Raw genomic sequence first — 12,598 nt, forward strand, 5'->3', positions numbered from 1 at the left:
GAGCGTATCGGGCTGGCGGCGATGTGCCGATGCCGCCCACCGGAAAGTGAGCGGCTGGCCATAAAGTACGGGGCATGCGGTTGCTGGTGCTCGGTGGAATCCGGTCCGGGAAGTCGGAAGTGGCGGAGTCGCTCGTCGCGGACGCGGAGCGGGTGCGCTATGTCGCGACCGCGCCCGAACTGCCCGGCGGTCTGACCGACGAGGCGTGGTCGGCGCGGCTGGCCAGGCATCGCGAGCGGCGACCCGGCGGATGGAGCACCGAGGAGATCGGCACCGACCCGGAGCGCCTCGCCGACCTGCTGCACGGCGCGAAACCCGAGGACGTGCTGCTCGTCGACGACCTCGGCGGGTGGCTCACCGCGCTGTTCGACTCGACCGGCGACTGGTCCGACCCGCACGCGCTGGACGGCCGCATCAACGCCCTCGGCGACGCGGTGCGGGCCTGCCCGGCCGCGCTGGTGGTCATGGTCGCGCCGGAGGTCGGCCTCGCGGTCCTGCCGTCGACCCAGGCGGGTCGCACCTTCGCCGACGCCAACGGGCTGCTCAACCAGCGGGTCGCGGCGGCCAGCGACGGGGTCGCCATGGTCGTCGCCGGCGAGGTCACCTGGCTGCGCGGCGGCGACGCCGTCAACCACGCGGGCGGGCGCACCGTGGAGCGGCCGCGGGACACGACGCCGTTCGTGTTCAGCGGCGCGGTCGCGGGCGCGGTCCTGTCGACCGCCGACAGCGGCGAGACCCTGTCGTTCCAGCCGGGCATGGAGCTGCCGCTGCCCGACGAGTCGACCGCGGCCGAGGCCGCCGAGCGCCTGCTCACCCTGCGGCTCAACGGCGCCGGCCTGGGCGGCCTCGTCCCCGTCGTCCGCTTCGCCGGCGGCACCCAGGGCCGGCCCGACCCGCGCCCGTGGCAGCAGCCGCGGGTCCTCGTGCTGCGCGGCGACCGGACCGGCGCGTTCGCCGCCGGTGACTCGGCCGCCGCCGCCGACCAGCGGCTCGAGGACGTCGTGGAGGGCACCGGCAGCCTGGCGATGCTCGCCGCGACCGCCGGCGCCAGCGTGCAGGCGATCGACTGCCCCGAGGCGGGCCCGGCGGAGCTGCACGACGCGCTGGACGACGGCAGCGTCGACGCGGCGCTCACCCTCGGCTGGCGCCTCGCCGACGCCGCCGCGAACGAGGGCGTCGACCTGCTGGTCCTGGCCGCCTGCGGGGCCGGCTCCGACGCGGCCGCCGCGGCGATCGTGGCGGTGCTCACCGGCGGCGAGCCGGCCGCGCTGCTCGGCCGGGTCGTCGACGCGTCCGGGTTCGTCGACGACGCCGCCTGGATCCGCAAGGTCGGCGCGATCCGCGACGCCCGGCACCGCATCCGGGCCCGCAGCCGCGAGCCGCACACGGTGCTGTCGATGCTCGGCGGCGGCGACATCGCGGTCGCGACCGGCATCCTGCTCGGCGCCGCGTCCCGGCGGCTGCCGGTCATGGTCGACGGCCCGGTCGGCATCGCCGCGGGCCTGGTCGCCCGCGACTACGGCGCGCAGACCCGCCACTGGCTCCTGATGGCCGACCACGGCGACAACCCGACCGTGAAGCTCGGCGCCGATGTGCTCGGGGTCACCCCGTTCCTGCAGCTCAAGCTGGGCCTCGGCGAGGGCGGCACGTCCCTTGTGGCGCTGCCGCTGGTCAACACCGCCCTCACCCTGGCCGCGGCGACCCCGCCGCGTGAGCCGGTCACCGAACCCGCCGACGGGCTGTCCGAGCAGGAGCGGATCGAGGCGGAGATCCAGCGGGTCGTCGCGGACTCCCCCACCGCCGAGATGCCCTACGTGAAACCGTCGTGGGAGGACTGAGACTCGCCCTGACCCTCTTCACGGTCGCCCCGCTGGGCGTGTCCCGGGTCGACCGGCAGACGGCGCGGGCGGCCATGGCCTGGGCTCCTGTGGTCGGTCTTCTGCTGGGAGGGGTACTGGCCGTCGCGGCGCTCGGCCTCCGCGGCGCCGGCGGCTCGCCCCTGATGACCGCGGCGGCGACGGTGGCGCTGTTCGCCCTGTGCACCCGGGCGCTGCACCTCGACGGCCTGGCCGACACCGCGGACGGCCTCGGCTCCTACCAGGGCGCCGACAAAGCGCTCGAAATCATGAAGAAGTCGGACATCGGGCCGTTCGGCGTGGTCGCGATCGCCGCTGTCCTGCTGCTCGACACCAGCGCCCTGACCAGCATCTTCTCCCGCCCGTGGCCGTCGGCGCTGGCCCTGGTCGCGGCGGGCGCGGCCGCCGGACGGCTCGGCGCGACCGTTGCCTGCCGGGCCGGCCTGCCCGCCGCCCGCCCCGAGGGGCTCGGCGCGCTCGTCGCGGAGACCCTCCCCCGCACCGTGGTGACCGGAATCACGCTGCTGGTCGCGGCGGCCGCCGTCCTCGCCGACCCCGTCCGGGGCCCGCTCGCCGTGCTCCTGGCGGCCGGTGTGGCCTGGACCCTGACCCGCCACGCCCGGCGCCGCCTGGGCGGCGTCACCGGCGACGTGATCGGCGCCGCGGTCGAGCTCGCGACGATGACCGCCTGGCTGGTCCTCGCCACAGGCCCCTGACACGTGATCCGGAAGACTTCGTGCACCCAGAGCAGCACAAGGTCTTCCGGATCACGGGCGGTGCGGCGTCAGCGCACGTTGGACGGCACGAACGGGGGCTTCACCACGCGGACCTTCGAGCGCCGGCCGCGCACGTCCAGCGCGACCTCGTCGCCCTCGGACACGCCCGCCGCGGTGTCGATCAACGCGAGCCCGATGCCCACCTTGCGGGTCGGGGAGAAGGTGCCGCTGGTCACCTCACCGATGGGGGTGTCGCCCTCGGCCGGCAGGACCGTCATGTGGGCCCGCGGGATGCCCCGGTCCAGGGCCTCGACGCCCCAGAGCAGGCGGCGCGGGCCGGCGGCCTTCTCGGCCAGGAGCGCGTCGCGGCCCCAGAACTGTTCCTTGCCCCACCCGACGGCCCAGCCGGAGCGGGCCTGGACGGGGCTGATCTGCGGCGACAGGTCCTGGCCGTGCAGCGGGTACCCCATCTCGGTGCGCAGCGTGTCACGGGCGGCCAGGCCGCACGGGCGGGCGCCGGCGGCGACGACGGCGTCCCAGAGGGTGTGCGCGTCGTGCGACGGCACCACCAGTTCGTAGCCGTGCTCGCCGGTGTACCCGGTGCGGCACACCACCACATCGGTGCCCTGGAACGCGGACACGGTGAAGCTCATGTAGTCGTGGTCGGTCGGCAGGCCGATGCCGTCGAGCAGTGCCGCAGCGCGCGGGCCCTGCACGGCGAGGACGGCGAACAGCTCGTGCTGGTCGACCACGCTGATGCCGGTCGGGGCCGCCGCGACGAGGCGCCGCACGACCTCGGCCGTGTTGGCCGCGTTGGGGATGAGGAAGACGTCGTCGTCGCCGAACCGATACGCGATGAGGTCGTCCACCACGCCACCGTTCTCGTCGAGGCACAAGGTGTACTGCGCCTGACCTGCGGCGATACGATTGAGATCGTTGCTGAGGCAGCGGTTGACGAAGTCGGCCGCGCCGCGGCCGCGCACACGGGCCTTGCCCAGGTGCGACACGTCGAACACGCCGGCGTCCTCGCGGACGGCCGTATGCTCCTTGAGCACGCCGCCGCCGGCGTATTCCAGCGGCATGTCCCAGCCACCGAACGCCGCGAACTTGGCACCGAGCGCCGCATGACGGTGATACAACGCGGGGTGCCGCAAGGGTTGCGTCATGCCCGCAACCTATCGCGTTGGTTATCGTGTCCAGCACCCGAATCGGCGGCATGCTGAAGGTGCGGTGCAGCCGCAGTGAACGCTGACGCAGAACACCACCAGTGATGTGGAGCCCGAGTGACCGCCCTGAACCTGGTCGACACCGACCCCGCCGAGCTCACCGTCGACGCCGTCGTCGTCGGTGTCTACGCGCACGACGGCGGTGACACCAAGCTGCTGCTCGCCTCCGGCGCGGAGAGCGTGGCGGCGGCGTTCAGCGACCGGCCGGGTGGCGGGCTGGCCGAGACGTTACGGGTGCTCGGCGCGACCGGGGCGGTCGGCGAGGTGACGAAGGTCGCCGCGTTCGGTGCCGTGACGGCGCCGCTGGTGGTGGCCGTCGGGCTCGGGCCGGAGCCGGCCGGTGCCGCGCCGGCGGCGGAGACGCTGCGGCGGGCCGCCGGTGCCGCGACGCGGGCCCTGGCCGGGTCGGCGTCCGTGGCCCTGGTGCTGCCGCTGTCGGACCGGGACACGCCCACCGACGAGGAGCTGACCGCCGGCGTGCGGGCCGTGGCGGAGGGTGCGGTCCTGGGGGCGTACCGCTTCACCGGGTACAAGACGAAGGGCACCCGGCCGGACCCGGTCCGCCGGGTGGCGCTGCACGTGCCGGACGCGGCGGCCCGTCCCGCCAAGGCGGCGGTGAAGCGCTCCGGGACCGTCACCGCGGCGGTGACCCGCACCCGTGACTGGATCAACACCGCCCCCAACGAGCTGCGGCCGCCGCAGTTCGCCGCGCAGGCCGCCGAGGCCGCGCGGGCCGCGCAGCTGGACGTCAGCGTGCTGGACGAGAAGGCCCTGGCCAAGCAGGGGTATGGCGGCATCCTCGCGGTCGGCCTGGGCTCGGCGGCGGCGCCGCGGATGGTGCGCATCGCGTACGAGCCGGCGGGCGCGACCCGCCGGGTGGCGCTGGTCGGCAAGGGCATCACGTTCGACACCGGTGGCGTGTCGATCAAGCCGGCGCAGGGCATGTGGGAGATGAAGTCCGACATGTCGGGTGCGGCGGCGGTCGTGTCGACGATGATCGCGATCGCGGCGCTGAAGCCGAAGGTCGCGGTGGTGGCGTACGCGCCGATGGCCGAGAACATGGCCTCCGGCAGCGCGTACCGGCCTGGTGACGTCGTGACGATGTACAACGGGCACAAGGTCGAGGTGCTCAACACCGACGCCGAGGGCCGGATGATCCTCGGCGACGCGATCGCGCGGGCCTGCGAGGACGAGCCGGACTATCTGTTCGAGGTGTCCACGCTGACCGGCGGCCAGGTCATCGCGCTCGGCAAGCGCATCGCCGGGGTGATGGGCACGCCGGAGCTGTGCGACCGGGTCCGCGACGCCGGCGACCGGGCCGGTGAGCCGGCGTGGCCGATGCCGCTGCCGGAGGACGTGCGCAAGGGCATGGACTCCGATGTGGCCGACATCTCGCAGGTCAACGCGGGCATGGACCGGGCCGGGCACATGCTGCAGGGCGGTGTGTTCCTGTCCGAGTTCGTGACCGAGGGCGTCCAGTGGGCGCACATCGACATCGCCGGCCCGAGCTACCACTCCGGCGACGCGTTCGGCTACTGGGCCAAGGGCGGCACCGGCGTGCCGGTGCGCACCCTGATCAGCCTGGTCGAGGAGATCGCCGAGGAGCGTTAGGCCCCGTTGCTCTTGTTGCGGGCGTTGTAGTCGCGCATCCGCTGCGGGTACCCGACCAGGGCCACGTCGTAGATCGGCATGCTGAGCTTGTGCGCGAACTGCCGGGCCACCTGTGGGTCGTCCACGCGGCGGCGGGTCCACTCGCCGTCGTGTGCGATCAACAACAGTGTCGTTTCTGTCACTGTGGTGCGGGGCTCGATGAACCCCTCCACGCCCCGCCGGGACCGGACGAACTCCTCCAGATGCCGCAGGTCGTCACGGCTGGCGGTGCGCCCACCTGCGGCGGGCTTGCGGCGGCGGAACCAGGCCACGATCCGTTTCCCTCCCCGTGACGATCCCCGGCGCGGGGGCGCTCAGCGTACGACGTCGGGGCACCTACCGTCGCAGGCGGACAGCGGTGGTGACAAGATGGCCAAGGATCGTCATGCCATCACGGGCCCAACAGGTCCGTGCATCACCTGGGAGAATTCGTGAGCGACCCACACGCCAACTCCTTCGACGTCCTGATCCTGGGCGGCGGCAGCGGCGGCTACGCGGCAGCGTTCCGCGCGGCGCAGCTCGGGCTGTCCGTCGGCCTGGTCGAGAAGGACAAGCTCGGCGGCACCTGCCTGCACCGCGGCTGCATCCCGACCAAGGCGCTGCTGCACGCCGGTGAGGTCGCCGACGCGGCCCGCGAGGCGGAGCAGTTCGGCGTCCAGGCGACGTTCAACGGCGTCGACATGAAGGCGGTCAACGCCTACAAGGACGGCGTCATCAGCAAGCTCTACAAGGGGCTGCAGGGGCTGGCGAAGGCCCGCAAGGTGACGCTGATCGAGGGCGAGGGCAAGCTCGTCGCCGCCGACACGGTCGAGGTGTCCGGCACGCGGTACAAGGGCAAGAACGTCATCCTGGCGACGGGCTCCTACAGCAAGTCCCTGCCCGGCCTGGAGGTCGACGGCGAGCGGGTGATCACCAGCGAGCACGCCCTGGCACTGGACCACGTGCCCACGTCCGCGGTGGTCCTCGGCGGCGGCGTCATCGGCTGCGAGTTCGCCAGCGCGTGGAAGTCGTTCGGGGTCGACGTGACGATCGTCGAGGCCCTCCCGCGACTTGTCGCGGTCGAGGACGAGGCGAGCTCCAAGGCCCTGGAGCGGGCGTTCCGCAAGCGCGGCATCAAGTTCAAGGTCGGCAAGCCGTTCGAGAAGGTCGAGCGCACCGGCGCCGGTGTCACGGTGACGATCCAGGGCGGCGACACGATCGAGGCGGAGCTGCTGCTCGTCGCGGTCGGCCGCGGCCCGACGACCGCCGGCCTCGGTTACGAGGAGCTGGGCGTGAAGATGGAGCGCGGCTTCGTCATCACCGACGAGCGCCTGCGCACCAGCGTCCCCGGGGTCTACGCGGTCGGCGACATCGTGCCGGGCGTGCAGCTCGCGCACCGCGGCTTCCAGCAGGGCATCTTCGTCGCCGAGGAGATCGCCGGGCAGCACCCGCAGGTGATCGACGAGGCCGGCATCCCGCGCGTGACGTATTCCGAGCCTGAGATCGCCTCCGTGGGGCTCAACGAGTCGAAGGCCCGCGAGCTGCACGGCGACAAGATCGAGACGCTGCAGTACGACCTGTCCGGCAACGGCAAGAGCCAGATCCTGAAGACCGCCGGTTTCGTGAAGCTGGTGCGGGTCAAGGACGGCCCGGTCGTCGGCGTCCACATGGTGGGCGCGCGCGTGAGCGAGCTGATCGGCGAGGGACAGTTGATCTACAACTGGGAGGCGTTCCCTGGTGACGTCGCCCCGCTCGTGCACATGCACCCCACGCAGAACGAGGCGATCGGTGAGGCGTTCCTGGCGCTCGCCGGCAAGCCGCTGCACGTCCACTGATCATCTGGGACCCGACCGCCACAAGCACTGTTCGAGGAGACTGTTCATATGCCGGTATCGGTCACCATGCCCCGGTTGGGCGAGAGCGTCACTGAGGGCACCGTCACCCGCTGGTTGAAGCAGGAGGGCGACCAGGTCGAGGCCGACGAGCCGTTGCTCGAGGTCTCCACCGACAAGGTCGACACGGAGATCCCGTCCCCGGCGGCCGGCGTGCTCACGCGCATCGTCGTGCAGGAGGACGAGACCGCCGAGGTCGGCGCCGAGCTGGCCGTGATCGGCGACGCCGGCGACGCCGGTGCCGCGCCGGCCGAGGCGCCCGCCGCCGAGGAGCCCGCGCCGGCTGAGGAGCCGGCCGCCGCCGCCGAGGAGCCCGCCGTGGAAGCGCCGGCGCCCGCCGCGCCCGCGCAGGCCCCCGCGGCCTCGGGCGAGACCACGTCGCTGAAGATGCCCGCGCTGGGCGAGTCGGTGACCGAGGGCACCGTCACCCGCTGGCTCAAGCAGGTCGGCGACGCCGTCGAGGCCGACGAGCCGCTCCTCGAGGTCTCCACCGACAAGGTCGACACGGAGATCCCGTCGCCGGTCGCCGGCACGCTGCTGGAGATCAAGGTCCCCGAGGACGAGACCGTCGAGGTCGGCGCCGAGCTGGCCGTGATCGGCGCCGCCGGTGCCGCGCCGGCCGCGTCCCAGCCCGCACCGGCCGAGCCGAAGGCCGCGCCCAAGCCCGAACCGAAGGCTGAGCCCAAGCCCGAGCCCAAGCCGGAACCCAAGCCCGAGCCGAAGCAGGCCGCGGCTCCGGCGCAGGCGGCCGCTCCGGCGCCCGCGCAGCCGGCGCAGGCCAAGCCGGCCGCCACCGCTCCGGTCGCCGCCGGTCCCGGCACCAGCGCCAACGGCAAGGTCGAGGGCGACGAGGCGGGATACGTCACGCCGCTGGTGCGCAAGCTCGCCACCGAGCACGGGGTCAACCTGTCGTCGCTGACCGGCACCGGTGTCGGCGGCCGCATCCGCAAGCAGGACGTCCTCGACGCGGCCGCCAAGGCCAAGGAGGCCGCGGCCGCGAAGCCGGCCGCGGCGGCCGCGCCGGCCAAGGCCGAGACGGCGCCCGCGGCGAAGGCGGCGCCGAGCCCGCTGCGCGGCCAGACGCAGAAGCTGACCCGGATGCGTGCGCTGATCGCCCGGCGCATGGTCGAGTCGCTGCAGGTGTCGGCGCAGCTGACCACGGTCGTCGAGGTCGACGTCACCAAGGTGGCGAAGCTGCGGGCGCGGGCCAAGCAGCAGTTCCTCGACACGCACGGCGTGAAGCTGTCGTTCCTGCCGTTCTTCGCCCTCGCGGCGGTCGAGGCGCTGCGGGTGCACCCGTCGGTGAACTCCTCGATCGACCTGGAGGCCGGCACCGTCACGTATCACGACGCCGAGCACCTCGGCATGGCCGTCGACTCCGAGAAGGGGCTCATCGTCCCGGTCATCCGCAACGCGGGCGACCTCAACCTCGGCGGCCTGGCGAAGCGGATCGCGGACGTGGCCGAGCGGACCCGGTCCAACAAGCTCAACCCGGACGACATCGCCGGCGGCACGTTCACGCTGACCAACACCGGCAGCCGGGGCGCGCTGTTCGACACGCCGATCATCAACCAGCCGCAGGTGGCGATCCTCGGCACCGGCGCGGTCGTCAAGCGGGCCGTCGTGGTCAACGACCCGGAGCTCGGCGAGATCATCGCGCCGCGGTCGATGGTCTACCTGGCGCTGTCCTACGACCACCGGATCGTGGACGGCGCCGACGCCGCCCGCTTCCTCACCACGGTCAAGGAGCGGCTCGAGGGCGGCAACTTCGAGGCCGACCTCGGCGTGTAACACCCGGATCACCCGAAAGGGGCGCCCCTCGGGGCGCCCTTTTCTGCGTCGATTTGTGGTAGCGGCCCGGCGACTGGGCAAGATGACCGCATGCAGATCCTCATCGCGGGCGCGTCCGGGTTTCTCGGCGGGCGGCTGGTGCCGCACCTGCGCGGCGCCGGGCACCACGTCACCCAGCTGGTCCGCCGGCCCGCCCGCAACCCGGGTGAGCTGCGCTGGGACCCGGCCGGCGGGCTGCTCGACGCGACCGCCCTGGCCGGCAAGGACGCGGTGATCAACCTGGCCGGCGCCGGCGTGGGTGACCGGCGCTGGACCGCCCAGTACAAGCGGACGTTGCGGACCAGCCGCGTCGACACCACGGCGACCCTGGCCCGGGCCATCGCGGCGGCCGGCGACGAAAAGCCCCGGGTGCTGCTCAACTCGTCCGCGGTGGGGTTCTACGGCGACACCGGCGACCGGTCCGTCGACGAGCAGTCACCCCCGGGTGAGGGGTTCCTCGCCGACCTGTGCAAGGTGTGGGAGGCCGCGACCCACCCCGCGGAGGACGCCGGCACGAGGGTGGCGCTCCTGCGCACCGGCTTCCCGCTGGCGAAGGACGGCGGGCTGCTGAAGCCGCTGTACCTGCAGTTCAAGCTGTTCGCCGGCGGCCGGATGGGCAGCGGCCGGCAGTACCTGCCGTGGATGTCGCTGCCGGACTGGCTGGACGCCGTCACGTTCACGCTCGACCGTGAGATCGCCGGCCCGGTGAACCTGACCGGGCCCGCGCCGGTGACCAACGCCGAGTTCTCCGCGGCCCTGGCGAAGGTGCTGCACCGGCCGAACCTGCTGCCGGTGCCGGGGTTCGCGTTGCAGGCGGCCGTCGGCGAGTTCGGCGGGGAGGCCCTGGCCAGCCAGCGGGTGCTGCCCGGGGTCCTGGTGCGCGAAGGTTTCCCGTTCGCGCACCGGACCGTCGAGGCGGCGCTTCAGCAGGCCGTGTCGGCCACGACGTAATAGTTCGCGCCGGTCTGCTGCAGGCCGTGCGTGGTGAACACGTTGTAGAGGCCCATCGCCTGGTTGGAGCCGTTCGCGTACACGTATCCGCCGCTCTGATGCGCCCGGCCGGCGGTGACGTGCGCGTAGTTCGACGCCCGGACACACGGACCGGCGGTGGGCGTCGGGCTCGGGGACGCGGTCGGGGACGCGGTCGGCGACGCGGTCGGGGAACCGGTGGGCGTCACCACGCCGCCGTTCAGGCCCCAGTCCAGGGCCTGGTAGTACGACGAGCAGATGGTGTCCTTGTAGTACGTGCCCGTGGTGCCGCACTGTTCCGTGGCGGAGCCCGGGTCGACCGGTGTGGCGTGGGTCATGCCCGACACCAGGTACACCTTGACCTTGTCGCCGTAGTTCGCCAGGGACGTCCCGCCGGGCAGCGACGACGTCGCGGTCGGGGTCTGGGACACGCCGAGCACGTTGGTCCACTGGTCCCGCAGCTCGGTCGCGTTGGCCGGGGCGACGGTGGTGTCGGACGTGCCGTGCCAGATCGACACCCGCGGCCGGGTGCCGGTGTAGCCGCTGTACGCGGAGCGGACCAGGTCACCCCAGGCCGCGGGGGTCTTGTCGACGCCCGGGTTCATGCAGCTGAAGGCGCTCGTGGTCGAGGTCGCGCAGCGGTACGGCAGGCCCGCCATGATCGCGCCGCCGGCGAACACGTCCGGATAGGTGGCGAGCATCACGGCGGTCATGGCGGCACCGGCGGACAGGCCCGTCACGTACACCCGGCTGCGGTCGATCTGGTAGTTGGTGGCGGCGTAGTCCACCATCTGCTTCACCGACAGGGCCTCGCCGGCACCGCGGGCCGTGTCGCCGGTCTCGAACCAGTTGAAGCAGCTGGAGCTGTTGTTGGCGGACTTCTGCTCCGGCAGGACGAGGGCGAAGCGCCACAGGTCGGCGTACTTGCGCCAGCCCGCGTTGGTGAAGTAGTCGGTCGCGTTCTGGGTGCAGCCGTGCATGGCGACGACCAGCGGCGCGTTGGCCGGCAGCCCGTCCGGGCGGTAGCTGTACATGGTGAGGTTGCCGGGGTTCGAACCGAAGCTGGACACGGTGGTCAGCGACGCGGCATAGGCGGGCGTGGACACGACGGTCAGGCCGACGGCGGTCGCGAGCACGGCGATCGCGGGCAGGATGAAGCGCAACCAACGGGGCATGGCGGTGCCCTTTCCTCTCGGGGGATGCCCACGCTAGGTGTGACGCTTCACGCACCACTATGTCCCTTGTCCACACATTCTTGACCGCGCTGCGTGAGCGCTAGGCTGAGGCGTGACCAGCATTCTGGGTTTTGAGGTGAAACGGGCCGGTCTCGTCGACTACGAGACGGCCCTGGCTGAGCAGCGGCGGGTCCACGAGGCCGTCGCGGACGGCACGGCACCCGACACGGTGCTGCTGCTGGAGCACCCGAGCGTCTACACCGCCGGCAAGCGGACCGAACCGGCCGACCGGCCGTTCGACGGCACCCCGGTCGTCGACGTCGACCGCGGCGGCAAGATCACCTGGCACGGCCCGGGGCAGCTGGTCGGCTACCCCATCGTCAAGCTGCCCGAGCCGATCGACGTGGTGGCCTACGTGCGCCGCATGGAGCAGGTCCTGATCGACGTGTGCGCCGAGTTCGGCCTGGCCACGGTGCGGGTCGAGGGACGCAGCGGGGTGTGGGTCGCCGCCGACGAGCGGGGACCGGACCGCAAGGTCGCCGCGATCGGCATCCGGGTCGCCCGCGGTGTGACGCTGCACGGGTTCGCCATCAACGCCGACTGTGACCTGTCCCGCTACGACATCTTCGTCCCGTGCGGGATCCGCGATGCGGGCGTGACGTCACTGTCCGTGGAGCTGGGCCGCGACGTGACCGTCGAGGAGCTCCTGCCCGTGGTCGAGCGGCACCTCAAGACGCTGTACTGACCCGGTAGGCGACGACCGGGATCAGCTCCGGGTCGACGTCGTCGAGGCGGTCGCGCCCGGCGCGGCTGAAGCCGATCAACGCCTGGAGCGCCCGGTCGCCGAGCTCGGCCGGGCGCTCGTCCGTCTCGAACGGCAGCCGCTCCCCGAGGTCCTCCAGGACGCCGGGGTTGGCGCAGACGCTCAGCGACCGCAGCAGCGCGCCGTCGCGCCACACGCCGAAGGCGCACCACTCGGCGTCGCTGTGCGTGGCGTGCAGCAGCACCTGCCGGCGGCCGGTCGCCGCGAGCACCGCCGGGTCGAGCTCGGAGGGCCGCTGCGGCGTGAGGGTCCAGCTGCACACCAGGTCAAGGCCGGTGAAGCAGCCGACGTACACCACGTGCTGCGCCGGGTTGAGCGCGTCGGCGAGCAGTTCGTCGCCGATCTCCTGCACGGCCGCGCCCGGGAAGAGCCGTCCGGCGAGCACGCGGGTGGCGGGCTTGTCCAGCACGGGACAGGCCCGCAGGACATCGACGGGATTCCCGTCGGACCAGACCACCAAGGTGTCGTTGAACGCCACGGTT

General features: G+C 72.8%; 11 protein-coding genes. 7 read left to right on the forward strand and 4 right to left on the reverse strand.

What is annotated here, in order from left to right; all coding sequences use genetic code 11:
- Positions 1 to 74 precede the first annotated feature (74 nt).
- Both ACFPIJ_RS20565 and cobS read left to right on the forward strand, forming a co-directional pair.
- The gene (locus ACFPIJ_RS20565) at positions 75 to 1,838 is read left to right on the forward strand and encodes a bifunctional adenosylcobinamide kinase/adenosylcobinamide-phosphate guanylyltransferase (protein WP_380116760.1); all 1,764 of its coding nucleotides are present in this window, start codon (positions 75 to 77) and stop codon (positions 1,836 to 1,838) included.
- Entirely contained in the window at positions 1,826 to 2,572 is a 747-nt protein-coding gene (cobS, locus tag ACFPIJ_RS20570; protein WP_380116761.1) for an adenosylcobinamide-GDP ribazoletransferase, read from the forward strand. The genes ACFPIJ_RS20565 and cobS overlap by 13 nt, the downstream gene beginning before the upstream one ends.
- Before the next feature lie 68 nt (positions 2,573 to 2,640).
- Here cobS and gcvT read toward each other — a convergent pair whose 3' ends face one another.
- A complete protein-coding gene (gene gcvT, locus ACFPIJ_RS20575) occupies positions 2,641 to 3,738 on the reverse strand; it encodes a glycine cleavage system aminomethyltransferase GcvT (RefSeq protein WP_380116762.1) in 1,098 nt (365 codons plus the stop codon).
- A 117-nt stretch (positions 3,739 to 3,855) separates the two neighbouring features.
- On the opposite strand from gcvT, the gene ACFPIJ_RS20580 reads away from it, so the two are divergent.
- Positions 3,856 to 5,409 (forward strand): leucyl aminopeptidase, encoded by a 1,554-nt coding sequence (locus tag ACFPIJ_RS20580; protein ID WP_380116763.1) that lies wholly within the window; start codon positions 3,856 to 3,858, stop codon positions 5,407 to 5,409.
- Here the strand turns inward: ACFPIJ_RS20580 and ACFPIJ_RS20585 are convergent.
- Positions 5,406 to 5,720, reverse strand: a complete 315-nt coding sequence (locus ACFPIJ_RS20585; RefSeq protein ID WP_380116764.1) for a hypothetical protein — start codon at positions 5,718 to 5,720, stop codon at positions 5,406 to 5,408. The two genes, ACFPIJ_RS20580 and ACFPIJ_RS20585, sit on opposite strands and share 4 nt — an antisense overlap.
- 159 nt (positions 5,721 to 5,879) lie before the next feature.
- Between ACFPIJ_RS20585 and lpdA the strand changes: the two genes are divergently transcribed.
- The 3 genes from lpdA (at position 5,880) to ACFPIJ_RS20600 (ending at position 10,100) form a co-directional block, all read left to right on the forward strand.
- Positions 5,880 to 7,262, forward strand: coding sequence for a dihydrolipoyl dehydrogenase (gene lpdA, locus ACFPIJ_RS20590; RefSeq protein WP_380116765.1), 1,383 nt, complete (start codon positions 5,880 to 5,882; stop codon positions 7,260 to 7,262).
- A gap of 48 nt (positions 7,263 to 7,310) precedes the next feature.
- On the forward strand, positions 7,311 to 9,110 hold the full coding sequence (sucB, locus tag ACFPIJ_RS20595) for a 2-oxoglutarate dehydrogenase, E2 component, dihydrolipoamide succinyltransferase (protein ID WP_380116766.1): 1,800 nt from the start codon (positions 7,311 to 7,313) through the stop codon (positions 9,108 to 9,110).
- A gap of 90 nt (positions 9,111 to 9,200) precedes the next feature.
- Positions 9,201 to 10,100, forward strand: a complete 900-nt coding sequence (locus ACFPIJ_RS20600; RefSeq protein WP_380116767.1) for a TIGR01777 family oxidoreductase — start codon at positions 9,201 to 9,203, stop codon at positions 10,098 to 10,100.
- Here ACFPIJ_RS20600 and ACFPIJ_RS20605 read toward each other — a convergent pair.
- Positions 10,073 to 11,293 carry an extracellular catalytic domain type 1 short-chain-length polyhydroxyalkanoate depolymerase gene (locus tag ACFPIJ_RS20605; protein WP_380116768.1) on the reverse strand — a complete coding sequence of 407 codons (1,221 nt, stop codon included), beginning with the start codon at positions 11,291 to 11,293 and terminating at the stop codon, positions 10,073 to 10,075. The genes ACFPIJ_RS20600 and ACFPIJ_RS20605 overlap by 28 nt on opposite strands.
- A gap of 112 nt (positions 11,294 to 11,405) precedes the next feature.
- On the opposite strand from ACFPIJ_RS20605, the gene lipB reads away from it, so the two are divergent.
- Positions 11,406 to 12,038: a lipoyl(octanoyl) transferase LipB gene (lipB, locus tag ACFPIJ_RS20610; RefSeq protein WP_380116769.1), complete on the forward strand. Its 633-nt coding sequence runs from the start codon at positions 11,406 to 11,408 to the stop codon at positions 12,036 to 12,038.
- Here the strand turns inward: lipB and ACFPIJ_RS20615 are convergent.
- Positions 12,022 to 12,594: a DUF6928 family protein gene (locus ACFPIJ_RS20615; protein ID WP_380116770.1), complete on the reverse strand. Its 573-nt coding sequence runs from the start codon at positions 12,592 to 12,594 to the stop codon at positions 12,022 to 12,024. The genes lipB and ACFPIJ_RS20615 overlap by 17 nt on opposite strands.
- Between the last annotated feature and the right edge of the window lie 4 nt (positions 12,595 to 12,598).

Origin of the sequence: Dactylosporangium cerinum, from assembly GCF_042653625.1 — a bacterium.
Lineage (GTDB): Bacteria > Actinomycetota > Actinomycetes > Mycobacteriales > Micromonosporaceae > Dactylosporangium > Dactylosporangium cerinum.